Source organism: Streptomyces sp. NPDC085927 (assembly GCF_044540975.1).
GTDB classification, from domain to species: domain Bacteria; phylum Actinomycetota; class Actinomycetes; order Streptomycetales; family Streptomycetaceae; genus Streptomyces; species Streptomyces hirsutus.
Window position 1 is genome coordinate 15,407 of the sequence record NZ_JBITSN010000025.1, and the last position, 24,073, is coordinate 39,479.

24 protein-coding genes and 2 riboswitches are annotated in these 24,073 nt (G+C 71.1%); of the genes, 6 read left to right on the forward strand and 18 right to left on the reverse strand.

Annotated elements, in window-relative coordinates; genetic code table 11:
• Positions 1-172: 172 nt before the first annotated feature.
• The 4 genes from ligA to ACIF80_RS35535 form a co-directional block, all read right to left on the reverse strand.
• A complete protein-coding gene (gene ligA, locus ACIF80_RS35520; RefSeq protein ID WP_399812724.1) occupies positions 173-2,368 on the reverse strand; it encodes an NAD-dependent DNA ligase LigA in 2,196 nt (731 codons plus the stop codon).
• 14 nt (positions 2,369-2,382) lie between these two features.
• On the reverse strand, positions 2,383-3,390 hold the full coding sequence (locus ACIF80_RS35525; protein ID WP_399812608.1) for a methionine synthase: 1,008 nt from the start codon (positions 3,388-3,390) through the stop codon (positions 2,383-2,385).
• An 84-nt stretch (positions 3,391-3,474) separates the two neighbouring features.
• Positions 3,475-4,173 carry an SDR family oxidoreductase gene (locus ACIF80_RS35530; protein ID WP_399812610.1) on the reverse strand — a complete coding sequence of 233 codons (699 nt, stop codon included), beginning with the start codon at positions 4,171-4,173 and terminating at the stop codon, positions 3,475-3,477.
• A 37-nt stretch (positions 4,174-4,210) separates the two neighbouring features.
• The gene (locus ACIF80_RS35535; RefSeq protein ID WP_399812613.1) at positions 4,211-4,747 is read right to left on the reverse strand and encodes a TIGR00730 family Rossman fold protein; all 537 of its coding nucleotides are present in this window, start codon (positions 4,745-4,747) and stop codon (positions 4,211-4,213) included.
• Positions 4,748-4,896: 149 nt separating this feature from the next.
• Here ACIF80_RS35535 and ACIF80_RS35540 point away from each other — a divergent pair, with 149 nt between their 5' ends.
• Together ACIF80_RS35540 and ACIF80_RS35545 are read left to right on the forward strand one after the other, a co-directional pair.
• Positions 4,897-5,220, forward strand: a complete 324-nt coding sequence (locus ACIF80_RS35540; RefSeq protein ID WP_399812615.1) for a DUF427 domain-containing protein — start codon at positions 4,897-4,899, stop codon at positions 5,218-5,220.
• An 80-nt stretch (positions 5,221-5,300) separates the two neighbouring features.
• A complete protein-coding gene (locus ACIF80_RS35545; protein WP_399812617.1) occupies positions 5,301-6,080 on the forward strand; it encodes an alpha/beta fold hydrolase in 780 nt (259 codons plus the stop codon).
• Between the two features lie 238 nt (positions 6,081-6,318).
• Here the strand turns inward: ACIF80_RS35545 and mnmA are convergent, their stop codons facing one another.
• Entirely contained in the window at positions 6,319-7,461 is a 1,143-nt protein-coding gene (gene mnmA, locus ACIF80_RS35550; RefSeq protein WP_399812620.1) for a tRNA 2-thiouridine(34) synthase MnmA, read from the reverse strand.
• A gap of 59 nt (positions 7,462-7,520) precedes the next feature.
• Here mnmA and ACIF80_RS35555 point away from each other — a divergent pair, with 59 nt between their 5' ends.
• Entirely contained in the window at positions 7,521-8,201 is a 681-nt protein-coding gene (locus tag ACIF80_RS35555; protein WP_399812622.1) for an N-acetylmuramoyl-L-alanine amidase, read from the forward strand.
• 85 nt (positions 8,202-8,286) lie between these two features.
• Positions 8,287-8,465: riboswitch (TPP riboswitch) on the forward strand.
• A gap of 22 nt (positions 8,466-8,487) precedes the next feature.
• Here the strand turns inward: ACIF80_RS35555 and ACIF80_RS35560 are convergent.
• From ACIF80_RS35560 to ACIF80_RS35570, 3 genes are all read right to left on the reverse strand, one after another.
• Complete coding sequence (locus ACIF80_RS35560) at positions 8,488-9,657, reverse strand: cysteine desulfurase family protein (RefSeq protein WP_399812625.1); 1,170 nt, start codon at positions 9,655-9,657, stop codon at positions 8,488-8,490.
• Between the two features lie 68 nt (positions 9,658-9,725).
• Positions 9,726-10,022, reverse strand: coding sequence for a DUF4190 domain-containing protein (locus tag ACIF80_RS35565; RefSeq protein ID WP_399812627.1), 297 nt, complete (start codon positions 10,020-10,022; stop codon positions 9,726-9,728).
• Between the two features lie 5 nt (positions 10,023-10,027).
• Positions 10,028-10,189 carry a hypothetical protein gene (locus ACIF80_RS35570; RefSeq protein ID WP_399812629.1) on the reverse strand — a complete coding sequence of 54 codons (162 nt, stop codon included), beginning with the start codon at positions 10,187-10,189 and terminating at the stop codon, positions 10,028-10,030.
• A gap of 178 nt (positions 10,190-10,367) precedes the next feature.
• Here ACIF80_RS35570 and ACIF80_RS35575 point away from each other — a divergent pair, with 178 nt between their 5' ends.
• Complete coding sequence (locus ACIF80_RS35575; RefSeq protein ID WP_399812632.1) at positions 10,368-11,090, forward strand: TetR family transcriptional regulator; 723 nt, start codon at positions 10,368-10,370, stop codon at positions 11,088-11,090.
• A 30-nt stretch (positions 11,091-11,120) separates the two neighbouring features.
• Here ACIF80_RS35575 and ACIF80_RS35580 read toward each other — a convergent pair whose 3' ends face one another.
• From ACIF80_RS35580 to ACIF80_RS35625, 10 genes are all read right to left on the reverse strand, one after another.
• Positions 11,121-11,981, reverse strand: coding sequence for a thioesterase family protein (locus ACIF80_RS35580; RefSeq protein ID WP_399812634.1), 861 nt, complete (start codon positions 11,979-11,981; stop codon positions 11,121-11,123).
• A 103-nt stretch (positions 11,982-12,084) separates the two neighbouring features.
• Positions 12,085-12,744 carry a trimeric intracellular cation channel family protein gene (locus ACIF80_RS35585; protein ID WP_399812637.1) on the reverse strand — a complete coding sequence of 220 codons (660 nt, stop codon included), beginning with the start codon at positions 12,742-12,744 and terminating at the stop codon, positions 12,085-12,087.
• Between the two features lie 178 nt (positions 12,745-12,922).
• Positions 12,923-14,176 carry an ABC transporter ATP-binding protein gene (locus tag ACIF80_RS35590; RefSeq protein ID WP_399812640.1) on the reverse strand — a complete coding sequence of 418 codons (1,254 nt, stop codon included), beginning with the start codon at positions 14,174-14,176 and terminating at the stop codon, positions 12,923-12,925.
• Positions 14,173-15,174, reverse strand: a complete 1,002-nt coding sequence (locus tag ACIF80_RS35595; protein ID WP_399812643.1) for an ABC transporter ATP-binding protein — start codon at positions 15,172-15,174, stop codon at positions 14,173-14,175. The genes ACIF80_RS35590 and ACIF80_RS35595 overlap by 4 nt, the downstream gene beginning before the upstream one ends.
• A 6-nt stretch (positions 15,175-15,180) precedes the next feature.
• On the reverse strand, positions 15,181-16,140 hold the full coding sequence (locus ACIF80_RS35600) for an ABC transporter permease (RefSeq protein ID WP_399812646.1): 960 nt from the start codon (positions 16,138-16,140) through the stop codon (positions 15,181-15,183).
• 1 nt (position 16,141) lies between these two features.
• The gene (locus tag ACIF80_RS35605) at positions 16,142-17,146 is read right to left on the reverse strand and encodes an ABC transporter permease (RefSeq protein ID WP_399812649.1); all 1,005 of its coding nucleotides are present in this window, start codon (positions 17,144-17,146) and stop codon (positions 16,142-16,144) included.
• 105 nt (positions 17,147-17,251) lie between these two features.
• The gene (locus ACIF80_RS35610) at positions 17,252-18,922 is read right to left on the reverse strand and encodes an ABC transporter substrate-binding protein (RefSeq protein ID WP_399812651.1); all 1,671 of its coding nucleotides are present in this window, start codon (positions 18,920-18,922) and stop codon (positions 17,252-17,254) included.
• Positions 18,923-19,351: 429 nt separating this feature from the next.
• Positions 19,352-20,101: an enhanced serine sensitivity protein SseB C-terminal domain-containing protein gene (locus ACIF80_RS35615; protein WP_399812727.1), complete on the reverse strand. Its 750-nt coding sequence runs from the start codon at positions 20,099-20,101 to the stop codon at positions 19,352-19,354.
• 166 nt (positions 20,102-20,267) lie between these two features.
• Positions 20,268-21,074, reverse strand: coding sequence for an enhanced serine sensitivity protein SseB (locus tag ACIF80_RS35620; protein WP_399812653.1), 807 nt, complete (start codon positions 21,072-21,074; stop codon positions 20,268-20,270).
• Positions 21,075-21,201: 127 nt separating this feature from the next.
• On the reverse strand, positions 21,202-21,870 hold the full coding sequence (locus tag ACIF80_RS35625) for an AAA family ATPase (RefSeq protein WP_399812656.1): 669 nt from the start codon (positions 21,868-21,870) through the stop codon (positions 21,202-21,204).
• A gap of 235 nt (positions 21,871-22,105) precedes the next feature.
• A riboswitch (glycine riboswitch) is annotated at positions 22,106-22,205 on the forward strand.
• Between the two features lie 158 nt (positions 22,206-22,363).
• Here ACIF80_RS35625 and gcvT point away from each other — a divergent pair.
• Positions 22,364-23,497 carry a glycine cleavage system aminomethyltransferase GcvT gene (gene gcvT / locus ACIF80_RS35630; protein WP_399812659.1) on the forward strand — a complete coding sequence of 378 codons (1,134 nt, stop codon included), beginning with the start codon at positions 22,364-22,366 and terminating at the stop codon, positions 23,495-23,497.
• Positions 23,498-23,682: 185 nt separating this feature from the next.
• Positions 23,683-24,060, forward strand: coding sequence for a glycine cleavage system protein GcvH (gene gcvH / locus ACIF80_RS35635; RefSeq protein WP_355896791.1), 378 nt, complete (start codon positions 23,683-23,685; stop codon positions 24,058-24,060).
• The last annotated feature ends 13 nt before the right edge of the window (positions 24,061-24,073 follow it).

A 24,073-nucleotide genomic window follows, 5' to 3' on the forward strand; every position in this document is an offset into this window, starting at 1 on the left:
ACGAACACGGGGATGCTCCGGCCGCAGCTGGGCACGGCGGGCGCACCTCCCAACAGTAGGCCGCGGAGGGCTTCCAGGGGCACCGGTCGCCGACGGTTGCCCGAATGCGCCCCAGTCACCCGTATCCATCTGGTATGCGCCGATCGAGTGACCTTTCACCTGCTGTTTTCGGCTACTCCTCGACGGGCAGCGCCACGGCGGCCGCCGCCTGGGGTCCCTCGTCGAGCAGGACGGTGAAGCCCTCCTCGTTCAGAACCGGCACCTTGAGCTGCATCGCCTTGTCGTGCTTCGATCCCGGGTTGTCGCCCACGACGACGAAGGACGTCTTCTTCGAGACCGAACCGGTCACCTTCGCTCCCCGGCTCTGCAGCGCCTCCTTCGCGCCGTCCCGGGTGAAACGCTCCAGGGTGCCGGTCACCACGACCGTCAGCCCCGCCAGCGGACGCGGGCCCTCCTCCTCGCCGGCCCCCTCGTCCTCCATGCAAACACCGGCCGCCCGCCATTTGCGGATGATCTCGCGGTGCCACTCCTCGGCGAACCACTGCTTGACCGAGGCGGCGATGATGCCGCCGACGCCCTCCGTGTCGGCCAGTTCCTTCTCGGTGGCCTGCTCGATCCGGTCGACGGACCGGAACTCCCGGGCCAGCGCCTCCGCCGCCACCGGGCCGACGTGCCGGATCGACAGCCCGGTGAGGATCCGGGCGAGCGGGCGCTCCTTGGCCGCCGCGATGTTCGCCAGCATCGCAACCGCGTTCTTCCGCGGCTCGCCCTCCTGGTTGGCGAAGACGGTGGCGATCTTCTCCTCGCCCGTCTTCGGGTCCCGCTTGGGCAGCCCGCTGTCCTGGTCGAGGACGTACGCCTTGATGGGCAGCAGTTGCTCGATGGTGAGGTCGAACAGGTCGCCCTCGTCCTTCAGCGGCGGGTCCGCGGGCTCCAGCGGCCCGGTGAGCGCCGCGGCGGCGACATAGCCGAAGTGCTCGATGTCCAGCGCCTTGCGGCCCGCGAGGTAGAACAGGCGCTCCCGCAACTGGGCGGGGCAGGCACGGGCGTTGGGGCAGCGCAGGTCGACGTCGCCCTCCTTCATCGGCCGCAGCGGCGTACCGCACTCCGGGCACTCGGCCGGCATCACGAAGGCGCGCTCGCTGCCGTCGCGCAGGTCGGCGACCGGGCCGAGGATCTCCGGGATGACGTCACCGGCCTTGCGCAGCACCACCGTGTCCCCGATGAGGATGCCTTTGGCCTTGACCACGTCCTGGTTGTGCAGCGTGGCGAACTCGACCTCGGAGCCGGCCACGGTGACCGGCTCGACCTGCGCGTACGGCGTGACCCTGCCCGTACGGCCCACGCCCACCCGGATGTTGACGAGCTTGGTGTTGACCTCCTCGGGCGCGTACTTGTAGGCGATGGCCCAGCGCGGCGCGCGCGAGGTGGAGCCGAGGCGGCCCTGGAGCGGGATCTCGTCGAGCTTGACCACCGCGCCGTCGATCTCGTGCGCCACGGAGTGCCGGTGCTCGCCGTAGTACGCGATGAACTCCCGCACGCCTTCGAGGCCGTCGACCACACGGTTGTGCTCGGAGGTGGGCAGGCCCCACGTCTTCAGCAGGTCGTACGCCTCGGAGAGGCGGGCGAGGCCCTCGAAGCCCTCCAGGGCGCCGATGCCGTGGACGACCATGTGCAGGGGGCGGGTGGCGGTGACGCGCGGGTCCTTCTGGCGCAGCGAACCGGCCGCCGCGTTGCGCGGGTTGGCGAAGGGCTTGTCACCGGCCTCCACCAGACGGGCGTTGAGGCCCTGGAACTCCTCCATCGGGAAGAAGACCTCGCCGCGGATCTCCACGAGGGCGGGCACCCCGTCGCCCTTCAGGCGGTCCGGGATCTCGGCGATGGTCCGCACGTTGGGCGTGATGTCCTCGCCGGTGCGGCCGTCGCCGCGGGTCGCCGCGCGGACCAGGCGCCCGTGCTCGTAGGTGAGGTTGACGGCGAGGCCGTCGACCTTCAGCTCGCACAGGAGGTGGAACTCCTGCTCGCCCAGCTCCCGGTGGATGCGCTCGACCCAGGCGGCGAGGTCGTCGTCGTTGAAGGTGTTGTCGAGGGAGAGCATGCGGGAGCGGTGCTGGACGGAGGTGAACTCCGTCGCGTACGCCCCGGCGACCTTCTGGGTCGGGGAGTCGGGGGTGCGCAGTTCGGGGTACTGCTCCTCCAGCGCCTCCAGTTCGTGCAGCAGCCGGTCGAACTCGGCGTCACTGACGACGGGCGCGTCGTTCACGTAGTACCGGAAGCGGTGCTCCTCGATCTGCTCGGCGAGCCGGGCGTGCCGCTCCCGCGCCTCGGCCGGCACACTCGTCGTCTCCGCCTGCTGGTCACCCGCCACCGTGTCTTCTCCCGTCACTCTGGGTTGTCCGCGAGGGATCTCGCCGCCCGGACGCAGTGTGCGTAGGCGGTGCGCGCGTACTCCGGGGAGGCTCCCGCGAGTCCGCACGCCGGGGTGACCGTGACCGCCTCCGTGAGAAGGCCCGGCCGCAGCCCCAGCCTGCGCCACAGCGTTCTGACCCCCATGACGCTACCGGCAGGGTCCGACAACGGGCCGTCCGTCCCCGGCACGACACCGGTGAACAGCCGGGTGCCGCTCTCGACCGCCTCCCCGATCGTCTCGTCGTCACGTTCGGTGAGGAGCGAGAAGTCGAAGGAGATCGCCTGCGCTCCCGCCCGCCGCAGCAGGGCGAACGGGACGTCCGGCGCGCACGAGTGGACCACGACCGGGCCCGCCTCGTGCACTCCGAACACGTCCCTCAGGCCGGACTCGACGAGCTGCCGGTCCACCGCGCGGTGGGTGCGGTAGCCGCTGGCGCTGCGCACCCGGCCGCGCAGGACGTCGGTGAGGGAGGGTTCGTCGAGCTGGAGGACGAGCCGCGCGCCGGGCACCCGCCGGCTCACCTCGGCGAGGTGCAGGCGCAGCCCTTCGGCGAGCGAGGCGGCGAGGTCCCGGCAGGCGCCGGGGTCGGAGAGGGCCACCTCGCCGTTGCGCAGTTCCAGCTGGGCGGCGAGTGTCCAGGGGCCGACGGCCTGCACCTTCAGCGGGCCCTCGTACCCCTGGGTGTGCTCCTCCAGCGCGTCGAGGTCCTCGCCGAGCCAGGATCGGGCCCGCTTGGTGTCGCGTCCGGGCCGGTCGCCGATCCGCCAGCCGCTGGGCTCCACCCGCGCGTACAGCTCGACGAGCATCCCGGCGGTCCGGCCGATCATGTCCGCGCCGGGTCCCCGGGCGGGCAGTTCGGGCAGGAAGGGAAAGTCCTCGAAGCTTCCGGTGACGGTCTTGACCGCCTCGCGGGCGTCCCCGCCCGGCATCGACCCGACCCCGGTCGCGGCCCCGAACCTGAACTGGCTGTTTTCGCTCACCGGAGAAGCGTACGGAACGTGGGGGGCGGCCGGCGCCCCGACCGTGCCGGCGGGCGTGCGCCCGCCCGGGAGGCCGGTGCCCGGTCAGCGCCCCGGCCGCACCGTCAGGTCGTTGACCTCCGCGTCCCGGGGCAGGTCGAGGGCCGTGAGGATGGTGGTGGCGACCGACTCGGGGTCGATCCACCGGCCGGGGTCGTAGTCCTTGCCCTCCTGCTGGTGCACCTTGGCCTGCATGGGACTGGCGGTGCGGCCGGGGTAGACCGAGGTGACGCGGACGCCGCCCGCGTGCTCCTCCTCGCGCAGCGCGTCGGCGAGGGCCTTCAGACCGTGCTTGGAGGCCGCGTAGGCGCCCCACCGGGCGTGGGCGCTCAGTCCCGCACCGGAGTTGACGAAGACCACGTGTCCCCGGCTCGCGCGCAGCTGGGGCAGGAAGTGCCGGGTGAGTTCGGCGGGGGCGACGAGGTTGACGTCGAGCTGGTGCCGCCAGGTCTTCGGGGTCAGCTCGCCGATCCCGCCGAGGTCGACGACACCGGCGATGTGCAGCAGGGAGTCCACCCGGTCCGGGAGGGACTGGTGGGAGAAGGCCCAGCTGAGCCGGTCGGGGTCGGCGAGGTCGCCGACGAGGGTGCGCGCGCCGGGGAATTCGGCCGCCAGTTCCTTCGCGCGCCCCGCCGAGCGTGCGTGCAGGACGAGTTCGTCCCCGCGCGCGTGCAGCCGGCGGGCGACGGCCGCGCCGATGCCGGAGCCCGCTCCGGTGATCACATGTGTAGGCATGCCCGCCATGCTCGCATCACCGCGTGGTCAGGGCCCGGGCCGGGCCCTAGAGGCCCTGGCTCTCCTCCAGGTACGCCAGGGCACCGACGGGCTCCTCGGCGAAGAACACCAGGTCGGTGAGGGCACGGGGCAGGAAGCCCTCGTCCTCCATCCGCCGGAACTGGGTCTTGAGGCCGTCGTAGAAGCCCGCGCTGTTCAGCAGGACCACCGGCTTGTCCGTGTGCCCGTGCTTCTTCAGCTCGAGGATCTCGGTGGCCTCGTCGAGCGTACCGGTACCGCCCACCATGATCACCACGGCGTCGGCCTTCTCCAGGAGCAGGCGCTTGCGCTCCGCCAGGTCCCGGGCGACGATCATCTCGTCGGCGCCCTCGCGTGCCTTCGCCGCCAGGAACTCCACGGAGACGCCGAGGAGCCGGCCGCCCGCCTCCTGCACCCCGTCGGCGACGACCTTCATCAGGCCGACGTCGGAGCCGCCCCACACCAGGGTGTGGCCGCCCTTGCCGAGCAGCTCGGCGAATTCCCGCGCGGGGCGGGTGTACCGCTCGTCCAGATCGGCGGCGGAGAGGAAGACACATATGTTCACGGCCCCAGGGTACGGGCCCGGTCCGGCGGGGAGGGGAAGAATCCGGCTTCGGCGGACGCTGCACCGTTCGGCGTTCGGACCGGCCGGCGTTCGGACCGCCCCGCCGGCCCGGACGACCTCATGACCCTGCTGACCGAGGAGCGTGGACCATGACCGTAGGACACCGCATCACCGTCGAACGAAGCGAGCGGCCCGTGCGCGTGGTGCACGGCGGGGAGGTCCTGGCCGAGAGCGACCAGGCGCTGGTGCTGCACGAGACGGGCCTGCCCGCGCGGTACTACATCCCACGGGAGGACGTACGGCTCGACCTGCTGACCCCGTCCGGCACCCGTACCCACTGCCCCTTCAAGGGCACCGCGTCCTACTGGTCGCGCCCGGACGCGCCCGATCTCGTATGGACGTACCCGGACCCGAAGCCGGACGTCGCCGGCATCAAGGACCACCTGTGCTTCTACGACGTGGAAGTCCGATGATCGGATAGAAGGGTTGTGATCGTCGGACGCGCGGCCCGCCTCACCGACGATCGGGCCGCGGTGCGGCAGTCTGCGGGGATATGGACAAGAACATCGTTTCGCGTGACGGCACCCCCCTCGCCCACGAGAGCGCCGGACGGGGTTCCGTGGTCGTCCTCGTCAGCGGCGCGATGTCGACGGGCGCCACGCTGGCACCACTGGCCGCCCCCCTCTCGGAACGGTTCCGGGTCGTCCTGTACGACCGCCGGGGCCGCGGCGCGAGCGGGGACCGGACGCCGTACGCGGTGGAACGCGAGGTCGAGGATCTGGCGGCGCTGATCGGGGCGGTGGGCGGGGAGGCGTCGCTGTACGGCGTCTCCTCGGGCGGCGCGCTGGCGCTGCGCGCGGCGGCGGGTGGTCTGCCGGTGCGGCACGTCGCCGTGTACGAGACGCCGTACGCCATGTCCGAAGAGGACCTGAGGGAGCGCGCGCGGTACACCGAGCGCCTGGCGGAGGCACTGCGTGAAGGGCGCCGCGGGGACGCGGTCGAACTCTTCCTCCATCTCACCGGGCTGAGCGAGGCGGTGATCCAGGGCGCCCGCCAGTCCCCCCTGTGGGCCGGCATGGAGTCGATCGCGCCGAGCCTCGCCTATGACGACGCGGTCATGGGCGACGGCGGTGTCCCGGTGAAGCTGCTGGCGTCGGTCCCCGTACCGGTGCTGTCCATCGCGGGCGACGCGAGCCCGGCCTGGATGCGCGAGGCCGCCCGGGCGATCGCGGACGCCGTCCCCCGGGGCACCTGCCGCACCCTGCCCGGCCAGACCCACATGGTCGAACCGGACGTGCTGGCCCCGGTGCTGGCGGAGTTCTTCGCACGGTGAGGGCACGGGGCGGCGTCTCCCCCGCGCTTTCCGGCGTTCGGGGAGCGATTCCGACGACCGGCCGGCGGGCGACCACGACGGCACCGTGGCGTCCGGCCGGACCGAAGGAGCGGGAACTGCTCCGGGATTCGTCGCCCGGTTCGCGGCCGGGCCGGAGTTCCTCGCCCACACGGGGGCGGGATCGAACTCGTCCACGCGTTTCGGGTGCAGGGGCAGGCACCGGACCGCTGACGGCCGGTCAGACCGCCGTGGGGGTCTTCGTCGTACGGGACGTCGTGGCGATGGTGGCGGAGCCGACGACCCGGGTGCCGGCGTAGAGGACGATCGCCTGGCCGGGGGCCACGCCGCGGACCGGCTCCTTGAACGACACCTCCAGGACGCCGTCGGTCAGTTCGGCGGTGACCTCGGTCTCGTCGCCGTGGGCGCGGAGCTGGGCGGTGTAGGTGCCGGGGCCGGTCGGGGCGGCTCCGCACCAGCGGGGCTCGATCGCGGTGAGCGCGCCCACGTCGAGGGAGTCCGCGGGGCCGACGGTGACCGTGTTGGTCACCGGGGAGATGTCCAGGACGTAGCGGGGCTTGCCGTCGGGGGCGGGGGTGCCGATCCGCAGGCCCTTGCGCTGGCCGATGGTGAAGCCGTGGGCTCCCTCGTGCGTGCCGACCTTGGCGCCGGACTCGTCGACGATGTCGCCCTCGGCCCGGCCCAGCCGGTTCGCGAGGAAGCCCTGGGTGTCGCCGTCGGCGATGAAGCAGATGTCGTGCGAGTCGGGCTTCTTGGCCACCGCCAGTCCCCTGCGCCCGGCCTCCGCGCGGATCTCGTCCTTGGTGGTGACCGTGTCGCCGAGCGGGAACATCGCGTGGGCGAGCTGCCGGTCGTCCAGCACGCCGAGGACGTACGACTGGTCCTTGGCCATGTCGGAGGCGCGGTGCAGTTCGCGCGTGCCGTCGGACAGGGTGACCACGCGCGCGTAGTGGCCGGTGGCCACGGCGTCGAAGCCGAGGGCCAGGGCCTTGTCCAGCAGCGCGGCGAACTTGATCTTCTCGTTGCAGCGCAGGCACGGGTTGGGGGTGCGGCCGGCCTCGTACTCGGCGACGAAGTTCTCCACGACGTCCTCGCGGAAGCGGTCGGCGAGGTCCCACACGTAGAACGGGATGCCGATGACGTCCGCGGCGCGGCGGGCGTCGCGCGAGTCCTCGATGGTGCAGCAGCCCCGCGCGCCCGTGCGGAAGGATTGGGGGTTCGCGGAGAGCGCGAGGTGGACGCCGGTCACGTCGTGTCCCGCTTCGGCGGCACGGGCCGCGGCCACGGCGGAGTCGACGCCGCCGGACATGGCGGCCAGTACCCGGAGGGGGCGGGGGCGGAAGGGCTGCGGAGTTTCAGTCATAACCCCTCCAGGGTACGGGGCGCGGGAACCGGAGCCACCGGATATCCGTTGTTGCTCGCATGGGGGAAAGAAGAGCTTCCACGGGCCGGGCCGGCAAGGACGGCGACCGTCGCATCGGCCGGCGGGCCCTGATCGTGGGCGGTGTGGCCGCCGCCGCGGGTACGGCCGTGCTGGCGCGGGACGAGTTGGGCCGCCTGTGGTGGAGGATGCCCGGGGTCGAGAAGCCGCGCGAGCAGGGCGTGGTCGACTTCGCGGGCGCCCGCTGGGTGGCGGCCTCGGACGCCAACTGGCGGCGCGCGGACCGGCCCGACGACTTCGGCATAGACATGGTGATCGTGCATGTCACCCAGGGCAGTTTCGACAGCGCGGTACGGGCCTTCCAGGACCCCGGGCACCAGGCGGCGACGCACTACATCGTCGGCCAGGACGGACGCGTCACGCAGATGATCCGCGAGCTGGACGTGGCCTACCACGCGGGAAACCGCGACTACAACGAGCGCAGTATCGGCATCGAGCACGAGGGGTTCGTGGACCGGCCGCAGGACCTCACGGACGAGATGTACGAGGCCTCGGCCCGGCTCACGGCCCGGATCTGTGCCCGCTACGACATCCCGGTCGACCGGGAACACATCATCGGCCACATCGAGGTGCCGGGGACGGATCACACCGACCCGGGCCCGCACTGGGACTGGGAGCGCTACATGAAGCTCGTACGTCTGGCGCTCACGGCGACGGCCTGATCCCGCCATCCGAAAAATTGGACAAAAAACCTTAAACCACCCCCTTCCATCTGGAAATGGGCGTTCTATCATAAGAGCAGGCCTACGAGATGAGTGAGGGAGTTCGACCGGAGTAGCCGACTTCAGCGCGAGGTTTCGGCTTCCGCTGGTGCCGACGTCGACGGTCGGGCTGAGAGGCCGGAAGGTCGCAGGACAGGACCGGAAGGCGACCCCTAGTCACCTGATCCGGGTCATACCGGCGAAGGGAACCCGTCTCGTAGGTCGTCTTCGTGCCCGGGGGGAAGAGTCAGGTCAGCCCCGCCGCTCGCGCACGCTCCACCGCCGGTCCGATGGCCTTCGCCAGGACCTCGACGTCGGCCCGGGTGGAGGTGTGGCCGAGGGAGAAGCGCAGGGTGCCGCGGGCCAGGTCCGGGTCGGTGCCGACGGCCAGGAGGACGTGGCTGGGCTGGGCGACGCCGGCGGTGCAGGCGGAGCCGGTGGAGCACTCGATGCCCTGGGCGTCGAGCAGGAGCAGCAGGGAGTCGCCCTCGCAGCCGGGGAACGTGAAGTGGGCGTTGGCCGGAAGCCGTCCGCCGGGCGCGGGGTCGCCTCCCAGGACGGCGTCCGGGACGGCCTCGTGGACCGCGGCGACCAGGTCGTCGCGGAGCGCGCCGATCTCGCGGGTGAACCATTCCCGCTGCTCGGCGGCGAGCCGGCCGGCGACGGCGAAGGAGGCGACGGCTGGCACGTCGAGCGTGCCGGAGCGGACGTGCCGCTCCTGACCGCCGCCGTGCAGCACCGGTACGGGGGTGTGCTCACGGCCCAGGACCAGCGCTCCGATGCCGTACGGACCGCCGATCTTGTGGCCCGAGACGGTCATCGCGGCGAGCCCGGACGAGGCGAAGTCCACGGGCACCTGGCCGAAGGCCTGGACGGCGTCGGAGTGCAGCGGGACACCGAACTCGGCGGCGGCCTCGGCGAGTTCGCGGACCGGCAGAATCGTCCCGATCTCGTTGTTGGCCCACATCACGGTGGCCAGGGCCACGTCGTCGGGGTTGCGGGCGATCGCCTCGCGCAGGGCGTCCGGGTGGACCCGGCCGTGGGAGTCGACCGGCAGGTACTCGACGACGGCGCCCTCGTGCTCACCGAGCCAGTGGACGGCGTCCAGGACGGCATGGTGTTCGACAGGGCTGGCGAGGACCCGGGTGCGGGCCGGTTCGGCGTCGCGCCGGGCCCAGTACAGGCCCTTCACGGCGAGGTTGTCGGCCTCGGTCCCGCCGGAGGTGAAGACCACCTCGCTGGGGCGGGCGCCGAGGGCTTCGGCGAGGGCTTCGCGGGCCTCCTCGACGCTCCGGCGGGCACGTCGGCCGGCCGCGTGCAGGGAGGAGGCGTTGCCGGTGACGCCGAGGTGCGCGGTGAGTGCCTCGATCGCCTCGGGAAGCATCGGGGTGGTCGCGGCGTGGTCGAGGTAAGCCATGGTGGGGCCGATTCTACGGGCCGCGCCCGGTGGCCCCGGGGCGCGGTCGGCCGGGATGCCCCGCCGGCTCAGAAGCTCCAGGAGATCGTGTCGTTCATCTGCATCAACGCCAGCAGGACCAGCAGGTCGGCAATGCCCAGGCCGAGGCCCAGGCAGGCGCGTCCGCGCCGGGTCGTGCCCCGCCTCAGGGCGAGGCCCGCCAGCACGATGGCGATCGGCCCGAGAACGACGTTGAGGACGAGCAGGCCCAGCAGGCCCAGGACGAAGGAGGCGACCGCCATGCCGTCGGCGTCCTGGACGGCGGTCCGGCGCGTCGCCGTTCGGCGCGTCACGGTGCGGTGAGCGGCCGGTGCGGTGAGACGCATGGCGTTCAGCCCTCCCGGTGGATGCGGTCGCGGCGCTCGCGCAGGGCGAACACGGCGAGCCAGACGGCGATGACGGCACCCCCGGCTGCGGAGACGGGCAGGGGCGCGTGGGCCACGGTGCCCAGGACGACGCCCATCAGCAGAAGCGCGGCGACGAGGAACAGCATGGGTCGGATCCTCCAGGCTTCAGGGTTCGGGTTCGGTCCGGTTCGCTTCGGTACTCGGCATTCGGTTCGACGGTCGGCGAACGATTACGGTACGGGTGTTCACTGACTGCTCAGTCTAAACACTCGGCGCACAACACCGTGCTTTGCAATTCCGGAGAACAGTTGTTGACTGCATGGCATGAGTCACCCCCTCGGCACCCGGCAGGCGCAGAAGCAGAGGACCCGGCGGGCACTCCTCGACGCGGCGCTGGACCTGCTCGAGGAGCAGAGCCTCGGCAGCCTGGGTCTGCGTGAGGTCACCCGGGCCGTGGGCGTCGCCCCGACCGCCTTCTACCGGCACTTCCGCTCGGTCGAGGATCTGGGGGTGGCGCTGGTCGGGGAGGCGCTCGAGAGCCTGCACCCGTTGATCGGGACAGCGTTGTCCACGACCGGTGACGCCGAGGAGCGCATCGCGCGCGCCGTGGAGTTGATCGCCGGGCATGTGGACCGGTACCCGGCCCACATGCGGTTCATCGTCCGCGAACGGCACGGCGGGGTGCGGGCGGTCCGGGAGGCGATACGTGACCAGCTCGCCCGGTTCACCGAGGAGGTCGCGGAGACGCTGGCCGAGGACCCGGTGTCCGCGGGCTGGAGCGAGGACGACCTGCTGATGCTGGCCCAGCTCTACGTCGACCAGATGATCGCCACGGGATGCCTCTTTCTGGAGGCACCGGCATCAGTACCGGCGACGGGACCCGGGGAACGCGCGCGGACACGGGAACACGTGGCGTCGATGGCGGCCCGCCGGCTGCGGCTGATCAGCATCGGCCGCCTGCACTGGCTGGACCGCCCGGCCGACGGAGGCACCTCCGGCAGAGGTGCGGCCGGCATCGGTACGGCCGGCATCGGTACGGCCGGCTGACCTGCCGCCGGCCGCACCGCGGAGGACCGCTCAGCCCAGGCGCACCCGGGCGAGCTGACGGGACTGGGCGACCAGCCGGTCCGCGCTGTCCCAGACCTCGGCGTCCTCCTCGAGGAAGCCGCCGGCGAGGTTGCGGGTGGTGATCGACACCCGCAACGGGCCGGGCGCCGGGCGGGAGCGGACGTGCACCGTCAGCTCGACCGTGGGCACCCAGCCGCTGAGCCCCAGTTCGAAGGCGGTGGGAGGCAGTGCGTCCACCGCGAGGAGCAGGGAGAGCGGGTCGTGGTCCCGGCCGTCGGCGAGCCCGAACCAGGCGCGCATCTCTCCCTTGCCGGAGGGCTTCCCGAGGGCCCAGCCGAGGGTCGAGGGGTCGAGCTTGAGCATCAGCCGGTCCGTGATGGCGGAGCTGCCGTCGATGGGGGCCGGACCGTCCTCGGGGCCGAAGCACTGGTCCATGGGCGGTATCGCGGGCGGCTCGGCCGACGTACGGACGTCGTCGGGGAGGGCGTCCAGGTCGCCGTAGGAGGCCAGGAGACGGATGCGCTCGACCTCACGCCCCTGGTCGTCGGTCTGGAAGAGGGACGCCTGCCCGGTCGAGAGGGTGCGTCCGGTGCGTACGGTCTGGGTCCGGACGACCGCCGGGCCCGGCTGGGAGGCGGTCAGATAGTGCGCGGAGAGGGTGAACGGGTCCGCGTGCGGCAGGGCGTCGGCGAGGGCGCGGCCCAGGACAGCCAGCAGATAGCCGCCGTTGACGGCATTGATGATCGTCCAGCCGGCGGAGAGGTCGATGTCGTAGACGCCCGGTTCACGGGGCGTGACCGCGGTGTCGCGGTCGAACTCGCTGTCGCCGATGGTGGCCCGGACGGCCGGGGCGGAGGCTGCTTCTGGCATGGCTGAACATTACAAGAGTTACCTACTAAGCGGTAGCTTTGGACCCTCGCCCACTCCGCCTCCGCTCCCCCGCCCTCCTCTCCTCATCCCATCCTTCACTCCTTCACTCCTCCTCGCGGACCGTCGAGCGCCGCTGCCACGCGCGGGGCGCCCGCCAGTGGTACCGCAGCGCCAGCAGCCGCAGCACGAACGCCGTGATGACGGCGAGGGTGCTGGTGAGCGCGTTCAGCGTGTCGAACTGGATGCACAGCGCGACCATGGTGGCGCCGACCATCGCCGGTACGGCGTACAGGTCGCGGTCCCAGCGCAGCAGCGAGGGCACCTCGTTGGCGAGCACGTCCCGCACCACGCCGCCGCCCACCGCGGTGGCGAGGCCCATGCAGGCGGAGGCGGTCAGGCCGAGCCCGTAGTCGTACGCCTTGGTGGTGCCGACGACGCAGAACAGGCCGAGTCCGGCGGCGTCGAAGAAGTTGACGGCGTTCTGGATGCGCTCCACGTGCGGGTGGAGGAAGAAGACCAGCGCCACGGCGAGCAGCGGGGTGACGAAGTACCCCAGGTCCGTGAAGGCGGCGGGCGGCACCGCCCCGATGACCACGTCGCGGAAGAGACCGCCGCCGAGGGCGGTGACCTCCGCGAGCACGGCGATGCCGAAGACATCGAGGTTCTTGCGAACGGCCAGCAGGGCACCCGAGATCGCGAAGACGAAGATGCCGATCAGGTCGAGCGCGTGCAGGAGGGACGGACTGAAGAGTTGCTGGAGCACCCTCACATTCTTACTCAGCAAGAACCCCTCGCCTTACAAAGCAAGGCGAGGGGTGGGACGGACGTGCTGTCCGTGGACCGATCCGAGCGGTCGCCGGGCGGTGGCCCGAAGGGTCCCGGAGCACCGGACGGTTCTGCTCCGTTCGGTGCTCCGGGAATCCGGGAAGTACGGCGGTCCGTCAGTCGGTCCCGGCCGGGCCCTTGCCGGACGCGTCCGGCTTCGTGGCGTCGTGGTCCTTCGCGACGGCGTCGGCCGTCGGGGCGCTCGGGACCTCGACCGCTGCGGGCACCTTTTCCTTGACCACCGCGGCGTCCGGCTTGGTCGTCGAGTCGGCCGGCAGGAGCGCGGCGGGAACCTCCGCTTCGCCCTCGGCCCGCTCCGCCACCAGGTCCTCGGTCTCCGTGACGGCCTCGATGCCCGTGGGCCGGGTCCGCGCCAGCTCTCCCGACGCGATCTCGGCGGTGTAGTGGCAGGCCACCCGGTGGCCGCCGCCGACGTCCTTCAGTTCCGGCCGTTCGGTCGCGCACTTCTCGGCCTGCGCCCAGGGGCAGCGGGTGTGGAAGCGGCAGCCGGCGGGCGGGTTGGCCGGGGAGGGCAGGTCGCCGGTGAGCAGGATGCGCTCGCGGCGGTCCTCCACCTCCGGGTCCGGCACCGGCACGGCCGACATCAGGGCCTTGGTGTACGGGTGCTTGGGCTCGGCGTACAGCGTGTCGCTCGGCGCCTCCTCGACCAGCGAGCCCAGGTACATCACGCCGATCACGTCGGAGATGTGCCGGACGACCGCGAGGTCGTGGGCGATCACCAGGTAGGTCAGGCCGAGTTCCTCCTGGAGTTCCTCCAGCAGGTTGACGACCTGGGCCTGGATCGACACGTCGAGCGCGGAGACCGGCTCGTCGCAGATGATCACGTCCGGCTCGAGGACCAGCGCGCGGGCGATGCCGATGCGCTGGCGCTGGCCGCCGGAGAACTCGTGCGGGTAGCGCGCGAGCGCGTTGGAGGGCAGGCCGACCCGCTCCAGGATCGCCTTGATCTTCTCGCGGCGCTCCTCCTGGTTCTTGCCGATGCCGTGGGCGACCATGCCCTCGGACAGGATCGACTCGATGTTCTGCCGGGGGTTGAGCGAGCCCAGCGGGTCCTGGAAGACCATTTGGAGCCGGCGCCGGAAGCGGCGCATCTCCTCGCTCGGCAGCTTCGCCAGGTCGGTGCCGTCGAGGACGACCGACCCCTCGGTGATGTCCACGAGCCGCAGCACCGACCGCCCGAGGGTGGTCTTGCCGCAGCCGGACTCGCCGACCAGACCGTAGGTCTCGCCGGCCTCGACCTTCAGGGACACCCCGTCCACGGCGTAGACGTGCCCGACCGTACGGTCGAACAGCACGCCCTTCTTGATGGGGAAGTGGACCTTGACGCCGTCCAGTTCGAGCAGGCTCATGCGGGGACCTCCTCGGCCTTCGCGTCGTCGGGTACGGGGTTGACGCACCGCACCCGGTGATCGGCGGCACGCGGCTCGGCGAGCTGCGGGGTGCCGGTCAGGCAGCCCATCTCGTACCGGTCGCAGCGGGGCGCGAAGGCACAGCCGTCGGCCCAGGCGACGCGGTCGTTGATGGAGCCGCGGATGGGCTTGAGGGACTCGCCCCGGGGGGCGTCCAGGCGCGGGATGGAGCCCAGCAGTCCGTGCGTGTAGGGGTGGGTGGGGTGGGCGAACAGCTCGCGGCGCCCGGCGGACTCCACGGCCTTGCCCGCGTAGAGCACGTTGACCTGGTCGCAGAGGCCGGCGACCACACCGAGGTCGTGGGTGATCATCAGCAGGGCGGTGCCCTCCTGGTCCACGAGTTCCTTGAGCAGTTCCAGGATCTGGGCCTGGATGGTCACGTCGAGGGCCGTGGTGGGCTCGTCGGCGATGAGCAGGCTCGGGGCGCAGGCCACTGCCATGGCGATCAGCGCGCGCTGGCGCATGCCGCCGGAGAGCTGGTGCGGGTACTCCTTGAGCCGCCGGGTCGGGTCGGGGATGCCGACCCGGTCCAGCAGGTGGGCGGCCTCCTTGCGGGCGGCCTCCCCCTTCATCCCGCGGTGGCGCTCCAGGATCTCGGTGACCTGCACGCCGATCGGCACGACCGGGTTGAGCGAGGACAGCGGGTCCTGGAAGATCATCGCCATCCTGCTGCCGCGCAGGTCGCGGCGGGCGGACGGGTTCATGGTGAACAGGTCGGTGCCGTCGAATTCGGCACGGCCGCCGACCGTGACGCCCTTGTCGGGCAGCAGGCCCATCAGGGCCAGGGAGGTGACGGACTTTCCGCAGCCGGACTCGCCGACCAGGCCCACGACCTGGCCCTGGTCGACCTCGAAGGAGACGCCGTCGACCGCTCGGGACTCCTTGCGGCCGCGGCCGCCGAAGGTGACGGTCAGTTCGTCGACAGTGAGCAGAGACATGGTGGTTCAGCCCCTCAGCTTCGGGTCGAGGGCTTCCCGCATGGCCTCGCCGAGGAGGGTGAAGCCGAGGGCGGTGATGATGATGCCGACGGCGGGGTAGACCGCCATCAACGGCGCGTTGTCGAAGAAGCGCTGCGCCTGGGTGAGCATGACGCCCCACTCGGGGATGGCCGGGTCGGGGTTGCCCAGGCCCAGGTAGGACAGGGCGGCTGCCTCGATGATCGCGGTGGCCAGGGAGAGCGTGGCCTGCACGATCACCGGGCTGAGCGAGTTGGGGATGATCTGCGAGACCACGATGCGCCGCTTGCGCACACCCAGGGACTTGGCCGCGAGCACGTAGTCCGTGCCGCCCTGCGCCAGCATGGAGCCGCGCAGCAGCCGGGCGAACACCGGGATCTGGACGACACCCACGGCGATCATCACCGTGGTCAGTGACTGCCCCATGACGGCGGCGATGGACACGGCCAGCAGCAGCGAGGGCATCGCCAGCAGCATGTCGATGAAGCGCATGATGACGGAGTCGATGCGCTTTCCGGCGTCGCCGCCGAGGGTGGCGGCGGCTCCGGAGAGACCGCCGATCAGGAAGCCGATGATCAGGCCGATCAGCGTGGCGACGACGCCGACGAGCAGCGTCTGGCGGGCGCCGATCAGCATGCGGGAGAACATGTCCCGGCCGAGGTGGTCGAGCCCGAACCAGTTCTCGCCGCGCGGGCCGACGAACTCGCCCCGGTTGGGGAAGACCTCGCCCCGCCAGGTCTGGGCGGTCGCGGCGTGCGGCGCGAGGTAGGGCCCGACGACCGCGAGGAGGATGAACAGGGAGATGACGATCGCGCCGATGATCGCCATCTTGCTGCGCTTGAGGCGGCGGAACGCCTCACGCCACAGGCTGGCGCCGGTGCCGGTCTCCTTGGTCGCGGTCAGTTCCGCGAGCCGCTGAATCTTTTCGGTCTTGGTGGCGAGACTCACGTCAGTACACCCGCACTCTCGGGTCGATGAGGCTGTACGCCACGTCCACCAGCAGGTTGATCAGGACATACACCAGCGCGATGAACATGATGAACCCGACGAGCACGGGGTAGTCGCGGCCGTCGATCGCGGTCCGGATGAAGGAACCGATACCGCCGAAGGAGAACACGGACTCGGTCAGGACGGCGCCGGACAGCAGGGAGCCCGTGAGCAGGCCGACCGCGGTCACCACGGGGAGCATCGCGTTGCGCAGCACGTGCCGGCTGCGGACGACGCTCCGCTTGAGGCCCTTGGCCTCGGCGGTGCGGACGTAGTCCTCGTCCTGCACCTCGAGGACGCTGGCGCGGGTCATGCGCACGATGACGGCGAGCGGGATGGAGGCCAGGGCGACGGAGGGCAGGACCAGATGCATGAGCGCGTCCCAGGCGGCGTCGAGTTCCCCGGTGAGGACGCCGTCCAGGACGGCGAATCCGGTCACGCTGGTGGCGTCGATGCCGGTGTCCTGGCGTCCGTAGCTGGGGAAGATCCCGAGCTGGACGGCGAAGATCTGCTTGAGGATCAGGGCCAGGAAGAAGACCGGGATGCAGATGCCGACGAGCGATCCGGAGACCGCGGTGACGTCGAGCCAGCCGCCGCGGTGGCGGGCGGCGAGGTAGCCGAGCGGGATGCCGACGGCCACGGCGATGAGGATGCCGAGGAGGGCCAGCTCCACCGTGGCGGGGAAACGCAGGACGAACTCGTCCCACACCGGCTGTCCGGTCTGGGTGGAGGTGCCCAGGTCGAGTTCGGCGATGCGCTTGAGGAAGCGCCAGTACTGGACGTACACGGGCTGGTCCAGCCCGAGTGCGCGGTTGATGCGGATTACTTCGGCCTCGGTGGCCTTTTCCCCCAGGATCGCTGAGGCGGGTCCGCCGGGCAGCCGGTCGAGCCACAGGAAGAGCAGAACCGACAGACCGAGCAGCGTGGGTATGAGCTGGAGCAGTCTTCGTACGACGAGACGCAGCACCCCGCATGCCCCTTTCTTACGTGATGTGTTGCCTGAACGGACCCGCCCGGCCGACGAGTTACGACGGCCGGGCGGACCCCTCGTGCTTGGGTGACTACTGCTCGCTTACTTGAACGAGGCCTCGGAGAAGACTTCCTGCGTCAGCGGGGAGACGTTCGGCGGGTTCACGTTCTTGGCGAAGGCGATGGCCGGCGGGGACGACGAGACCGGGACACCGGGGAGGTAGTCCATGATGACCTCGTTGGCCTTGGTGTACGCGGCCACGCGCTCGTCGTGGTTGCCGAGCTTGGAGCCGGCGTTCACGGCGTCGAAGACCTTCTTGTCCTTGAAGCCCCACTGCTTGTCGTACCCGGCGAACCAGGTGCCGATGAAGTTGAAGCCGTCGTTGAAGTCACCGGTCCAGCCGAGCATGTGCAGGTCGCAGGAGCCCGACTCGGTGGCGTCCAGGTAGTCCGGGGCCCACTTCATCGCCTTCGGCGTGACCGTGATGCCGGACTTCTCCAGGTCGTCCTTCATCAGCTCGAACAGGTCCTGCGGGGCAGGCATGTACGGGCGGGTGACCTCGGTCGGGTAGCAGAAGTCGACCTTCAGCTTCTCCTGGCCGGCCTTCTTGAGGAGCTTCTTGGCCTCGGCGGTGTCGTACGCGTACTGCTTGACGTTCTTGGAGTAGCCCTCGACCGTGTCGGGCATGAACTGGTCGGCGACCTTGCCGCCCTCGGGCAGCTGGGTCTTGACCAGGTTCTCGCGGTCGATGGAGTGCGCGATGGCCTGGCGGACTTCCTTCTTCTTGAGCGCGGGGTTGGCCTCCTGGCTCATGCCCACGTAGAAGAGGTTGAAGACGCCACGGGTCGGGACGCCGTAACCCTGGTCCTCGAGGGTCTTGACGTCGGCCGGCGCGACGAGGTCGTAGCCGTCGATGTCACCGGCCTGGAGCGCCTGACGGCGGCCCTCTTCGGTGTCGATGGTGCGGAAGACCAGGTTCTTGATCTTCGCCTTGTCGCCCCAGTAGTCGTCGAAGCGCTCGAGGGAGACTTCCTTGTTGCCCTTGTTCCACTTCGTGATCTTGTACGGGCCGGTGCCGGCGACCGTGCCGGCCTCCTGGCTGTACTTGGGGTACGTGATGGCGTCGCCCTTGGCGGAGGCGTCCTGCTTCTTGTACTCCTCGAGCGCCTTCGGCGAGTGGATCGCCAGGGCGTTGAGGGAGAAGCCGCCGGGGAGGTTCGCGGAGGGCTCCTTGACCTCGATGACGGCGGTGTTGTCGTCCTTCGCGGTGCAGGACTTGTAGTTCGCCTCGGGCGTTTCCTTGTCCTCGTTCTTCGCGAAGCCGCCCATGATGGTCTGCCAGTAGTAGGAGACCGCGCTGGACTGGTAGGTGCCCGTCCAGTTGAACCAGTGGTCGTAGTTGGCGCAGACGGCCGCGGCGTTGAACGCCTCGCCGTCGTGGAACTTCACACCCTTGCGGAGGTCGAAGGTCCAGACGGTGCCCTTGTCGTTGCTGGACCACTTCTCGGCGAGGCCGCCGACGAGCTCGCTGCCGCCCGACTCGTGCTCGAGCAGGGCCTCGAACGCCTGACGCGTCACGCGGAAGGTTTCACCGTCGCTCGCGAGGGCAGGGTCCAGGGAGCCCGGGTCACCGGCACCGGCGAAGACGAAGGTGTCCTTCTCGCCGTCGCTCTTGTTGTCACTGTCCCGTTCGCTGGAGCAGCCCGTGGCGATCAGAGCGACCGCCACCGCGGCCGTGATCGCCCGAGCGGCTCGGGACTTGGATATGCGCATATTGGGGCCACTCCGGGTCCGCTATGTGGATGCATCTTGACCGGCCGAACACTACAGATGTTCACAGCGAGTCGAGAACAGTCCGGATAGCGGTGATACCCACCTGAGATCTGAACAGTTGACATAAGGGACGCTTCAGGCGCCCCTCCGTCAGGAATTAACCGTCCCGATACATTCAACTCCCTCTCCGCCCCCCTCCGGGAGGCTTCGGGCGGCGTGAAGAACGGGTGAAACCGCAGGTGACAGGCGGTCAACCGACGATAGCTGAGCGCACATGGCTGAAAACCTGTCACAAAGCCGGCGTCCGGCGGCAGCGCGGGTCCCCTCCGCCGACGCTCCTGTCCACTCCGTGGACACCGTCACGCTGAGTCAGCGCAGGCGGGTGCGGCCGGCACCCGGCCGTACCCGCTCCTTCCGCATACGGCCCGGTCAGCGCTGGTGCGCGGGCGGATAGCCGGAGCCCGCGGCGGGGGGCGCGGCGGCGCCGTGGGCCTCGCGGTCGTAGAACGGGCGGGCGTTGGCGCGCAGCCACATCGCGACCGGGTCGTGCTCGTCGGACATCGCGACGGTCGACACCGGGAGCCCGTCCGGGACCGCGCCGAGGGACTGCTGCATCATCGCGCGCACCGCGTCCACGGCCGGCGGCGACGTGTCGTACACGTCCAGGCCGATGGCGAGGTACGGGGCGCCCAGCGACGGCTGCACCCAGGTGCGGCGCAGCGAGCGGACGGCGGGGGTGCGGTGCGCGTTCTGCGCGAGCAGGGCGTAGAACTGCGGGATCTCGATGGCGGGTTCGGACAGCCGCAGAGGGCCGGCGGGCTGGCGGTCGAGACCGGTGGCGAGCCTGCGCAGATCGAGCCAGGGGATGCCGAGGCCGCCGCCGGGGGCGTGCGGATTGAGCCAGAGTCCGTAGCGGTCGGGGTAGAGGGCACGGGCGGCCTCGATGCCGTCGACGACCTCGTAGGACCGGTTCCAGCCACTGGCGGACAGTTCCTGGGCGGAGGTCACGCAGGGCGCGTAGCCGAAGCCGTCGACCTCCATGTTCCCGTACTGGGCGTCCGGGGAGCCCGCCTGGCCCTGCCACAACAGCATCCAGACGTGACCGGAGGAGGGCGTCGCGAGCGCGCGCAGCAACGCCTCGTAGGCGTCGTAACGCCCCGGTGTCACCTGGCGCAGCATGTGCTCGACCTGCCCGGCCGCCGCGGTGCCTGCGCTCACTTTGTATCGCCCCTCCGTACCACCCGTACAACACCCTCGCCCGAGCCAATGAACCTAGCTTAAGCGCCTCTCGGCCCCGGGGAGCTCCGCCGGTGCGCGGCCGTCCTCCGGCGGCGTCGCGGCCCTCTCAGCGCGTCCACTGGCAGAAGGGGCGGACGCGGTCGCGCATCCACTGGCCGACCGGGTCCTGGGCCACGTCCAGGAGGACCAGGTTGACGGGCCACTTCACCGGCACCCGGCCCAGGGCGCGGCCCAGCGCGTCCATCGGCGCGGCCCTCAGGTCGCCCTCCGTACGGGTCAGTTCGGCGGGAGACAGTTCGACGCCGACGAACAGCACCGGTTCGGCCGTCTCGATCTCGGCGAGGCAGCGGCGGGCGGTGGAGACGATGCCGAGGGCCTCGAACTCCGTGGAGGCGGCGGCGAGGAAGTCCACCGGGTCGTCCTGCCAGTCGGGTTCGAACAGCTTGACCCGGCCGCCGCTCGCGGGGCCGTCCAGCGGGCCGCGTCCGGCGCGGCACAGGGCGGCGACGGCGGGCGGCGGCAGCGGGACGCCGACCACTCCCCCGGGGTTCACGGCGATCCCGGCCTGCGGCGGCAGACCGCGCGCGAACTCCACCGCGGGCGCGACGGTGAACGACATGTGGGAGCCGACCACCTGACGGAACTGTTCCTCGGAGCTGAAGACCGGGACGTACGCCTGGCCCTCGATCTCCATCGTGGGCAGGTCCAGCGGGCCGCTGTCCGGTCCGCCGCCGTTGGGCAGCGGTATCCACACGTAGCTCCGGCCCAGTACCTCGATGATCCGGCCGTCGCCCGAGGGGACGCCGAGGGAGGCGGAGAGCACCTCCTCCAGCTCGTTGCCGGGCCATCCGCCGTGCGGGTGGGGGTGAGTCTGTGCCGGGAAGTCCGCGGAGAAGCCCGCCGGGAAGTCCATCTGCCTACCGCCTGCCTGGAACCACTGCTGTGGCTGAAAGGCTAACCGCTGCCGGGCCCGGCGGTCCGCCCGTACGGCGGTCGGCCCGCCGCCCGTGCGGTCGCCCGTGCGGTCGCCGGGCGGTCGGTCAGTCCGCGAAGTCGATGCGGTGCAGCGCGTTCGCCGCGTCGCGGTCGGCCAGGACGGCCGAGCCGCAGCCCGCGGGCAGGTCGCCGCGCGTCACGGACGCCAGCAGCCGGTCGATGGCGGTGCGGTGGCGCCGGAAGGCGTACCGGGAGACCCCGCGGCCGCGCTCGCGCTGGCCGTCCAGGGCCTGCTCCGGGGAGACGTCGAGCAGCAGCAGATGCAGCTCCGCGCCCCGGCGGCGGGCCTCCCGGGCCAGCCAGCGGCGCACCCAGGCCTGCGTGCCGCAGTCGTGGACGACGACTCCCTCGCCGGTGCGCAGGGCGCGCCGCAGTCCGGCGTAGTGGGCGAGGCGGACCAGGGGCCGGTACACCGCGTACGGCAGGAGGCGCGGCATGCCGCGGTCCCAGCGGTCGCGGGTGTCCTGCGAGTCGACGAGGGTGCCGTGCGCCGCGCGCCGCATGAGGGTGGACTTGCCGCTGCCGGGCAGTCCGGTGACCACGACGAGGTCGCGGGGGCCGAAGAGCAGGACGTGCGGGCTGTGGCCGGCGCGCTCGCGCAGGTCGCGGACGACAGGCGCGGGCAGGGTGCCGCACGCCTCCCGGCCCGAGGGGGCCTGCTGCTCGGGCGGCGCGACGCCCGTGGTGGCGGCGTACGCCGTGGCCTTGTTCACCGTGAGTCCTCCCCTGGGGGCTGTCCGGCCCTGTGACCAGGTACCGGAACCCCTCCCCGCCGAGTGTAAAGAGACGGTAACGCCGGGCGCCCCTGGTTTCCGTCCCTTTCCCGATACAGGCCTGTCACAGCCGCGCGTGAACACCCGAACACCCTGCGCTCCTCCCAGAAGGGTCCCCCTGCCGCGGCCCCGCGATGCGTGCAATGATGAGCGCGCCAACTGCATACCGGCCGTTTGAATCCGCGCGGGAGAGTCCCCGGCACCGTTGCCGCCGGGGCGCCGAAGGAGCAAGTCCCTCCCTTGAATCTCTCAGGCACCGTTACCGCGTGGGCGAGGCACATCTGAAAAGCGGGCCCCGCGCGCGTCGCCGGTGGCTCCACCCAAGGTGCAAGCCGTGGTCGTCCCCTGCGCGGGCGGTCAGGGCGAACCTCTCAGGTTCCGATGACAGATGGGGAGGAAAGACCTCGCCTGTCCTGCCTTGGGAGACCGACCGATGAGCAGTACCGAACTCCGCCGGACCGCGCTCGACGCCCTGCATCGTTCGCTCGGTGCCACGATGACCGATTTCGCCGGCTGGGACATGCCCCTGCGCTACGGCTCCGAACGCGACGAGCACAACGCCGTGCGGACGCGGGCCGGTCTCTTCGACCTCTCCCACATGGGCGAGATCACCGTCACCGGCCCGCAGGCGTCCCGGTTCCTCGATCACGCGCTGGTCGGCAACATCGGGACCGTCAAGACCGGCCGCGCCCGCTACACCATGATCTGCCGCGAGGACGGCGGCATCCTGGACGACCTGATCGTCTACCGGCTCGACGACACCGGGGCCGGGTCCCCCCGCTACCTGGTCGTCGCGAACGCCTCCAACGCCCAGGTGGTGCTGGACGCGCTAGTGGAGCGGTCGGCCGGCTTCGACGCCGAGGTCCGTGACGACCGCGACGCGTACGCGCTGCTCGCGGTGCAGGGCCCCGAGTCCTCCGGCATCCTGCAGTCCCTGACCGACACCGACCTCGACGGTCTGAAGTACTACGCCGGGCAGCCCGGCACGGTCGCGGGCGTCCCCGCCCTCATCGCCCGTACCGGCTACACCGGCGAGGACGGCTTCGAGCTGTTCGTGAAGCCGGAGCACGCGGTGGAGCTGTGGCAGGCGCTGACCGGGGCGGGCGAGGGCGCCGGTCTGATCCCGTGCGGGCTGTCCTGCCGGGACACGCTGCGCCTGGAGGCCGGCATGCCGCTGTACGGCCATGAGCTGAGCGCCTCCCTGACACCGTTCGACGCCGGGTTCGGCCGGGTGGTGAAGTTCGAGAAGGAGGGCGACTTCGTGGGCCGCGCCGCCCTGACCGAGGCCGCCGCCCGCGCCGAGCGAACCCCGCCCCGCACCCTGGTCGGCCTGGCCGCCGAGGGCCGCCGGGTCCCGCGCGCCGGGTACGCGGTGGTCGCCGGCGGCGAGGTGATCGGCGAGGTCACCTCCGGTGCGCCCTCCCCGACGCTGGGCCGGCCGATCGCGATGGCGTACGTCGACGCGGCGTACGCGGTGCCGGGCACGGCGGGTGTCGGTGTGGACATCCGCGGCAGCCACGAGCCGTACGAGGTCGTGGCGCTGCCGTTCTACAAGCGGCAGAAGTAGTACCGCCGCAGGACGCCCCCGGGACGGCTTTCCAGGTCCTCGCACGTCGGCGTAAGGACCTCCAGCGCCTCCAGGGCCTCACACGGGTGAAGCAGGGCAGGCCGTGCCCGCTCACGCGCATGTCCCGTACTTCCCGTAGTTTCCGAGTCATCAGCAAGTCCACCGCGTACAGGAGAATCCAGGCCATGAGCAACCCCCAGCAGCTGCGTTACAGCAAGGAGCACGAGTGGCTGTCGGCCGCCGAGGACGGTGTGTCGGCCATCGGCATCACCGAGCACGCGGCCAACGCGCTCGGCGACGTCGTGTTCGTCCAGCTCCCCGAGGTCGGTGACACCGTGACCGCGGGCGAGACGTGCGGCGAACTGGAGTCGACCAAGTCGGTCAGCGACCTGTACTGCCCGGTCACCGGCGAGGTCACCGAGGTCAACGAGGACGTGGTGAACGACCCCTCGCTGGTGAACTCGGCCCCCTTCGAGGGCGGCTGGCTGTTCAAGGTGCGGGTCACCGACGAGCCGGCCGACCTGCTCTCCGCCGCCGAGTACGACGCCTTCATCCAGGGCTGAGGAGGCCGTAACC

Coding starts and splice junctions, on each gene's coding strand:
- ACIF80_RS35555 (WP_399812622.1), top strand. CDS start 7,521: ATGGGGGAAAGAAGAGCTTCCACGGGCCGGGCCGGCAAGGACGGCGAC.
- ACIF80_RS35565 (WP_399812627.1), bottom strand. CDS start 10,022: ATGCGTCTCACCGCACCGGCCGCTCACCGCACCGTGACGCGCCGAACG.
- ACIF80_RS35530 (WP_399812610.1), bottom strand. CDS start 4,173: ATGGCGGGCATGCCTACACATGTGATCACCGGAGCGGGCTCCGGCATC.
- ACIF80_RS35580 (WP_399812634.1), bottom strand. CDS start 11,981: ATGCCAGAAGCAGCCTCCGCCCCGGCCGTCCGGGCCACCATCGGCGAC.
- mnmA (WP_399812620.1), bottom strand. CDS start 7,461: ATGACTGAAACTCCGCAGCCCTTCCGCCCCCGCCCCCTCCGGGTACTG.
- ACIF80_RS35575 (WP_399812632.1), top strand. CDS start 10,368: ATGAGTCACCCCCTCGGCACCCGGCAGGCGCAGAAGCAGAGGACCCGG.
- ACIF80_RS35570 (WP_399812629.1), bottom strand. CDS start 10,189: ATGCTGTTCCTCGTCGCCGCGCTTCTGCTGATGGGCGTCGTCCTGGGC.
- ACIF80_RS35545 (WP_399812617.1), top strand. CDS start 5,301: ATGGACAAGAACATCGTTTCGCGTGACGGCACCCCCCTCGCCCACGAG.
- ACIF80_RS35590 (WP_399812640.1), bottom strand. CDS start 14,176: ATGAGCCTGCTCGAACTGGACGGCGTCAAGGTCCACTTCCCCATCAAG.
- ACIF80_RS35610 (WP_399812651.1), bottom strand. CDS start 18,922: ATGCGCATATCCAAGTCCCGAGCCGCTCGGGCGATCACGGCCGCGGTG.
- ACIF80_RS35560 (WP_399812625.1), bottom strand. CDS start 9,657: ATGGCTTACCTCGACCACGCCGCGACCACCCCGATGCTTCCCGAGGCG.
- ACIF80_RS35540 (WP_399812615.1), top strand. CDS start 4,897: ATGACCGTAGGACACCGCATCACCGTCGAACGAAGCGAGCGGCCCGTG.
- ACIF80_RS35615 (WP_399812727.1), bottom strand. CDS start 20,101: ATGCTGCGCCAGGTGACACCGGGGCGTTACGACGCCTACGAGGCGTTG.
- gcvH (WP_355896791.1), top strand. CDS start 23,683: ATGAGCAACCCCCAGCAGCTGCGTTACAGCAAGGAGCACGAGTGGCTG.
- ACIF80_RS35620 (WP_399812653.1), bottom strand. CDS start 21,074: ATGGACTTCCCGGCGGGCTTCTCCGCGGACTTCCCGGCACAGACTCAC.
- gcvT (WP_399812659.1), top strand. CDS start 22,364: ATGAGCAGTACCGAACTCCGCCGGACCGCGCTCGACGCCCTGCATCGT.
- ACIF80_RS35595 (WP_399812643.1), bottom strand. CDS start 15,174: ATGTCTCTGCTCACTGTCGACGAACTGACCGTCACCTTCGGCGGCCGC.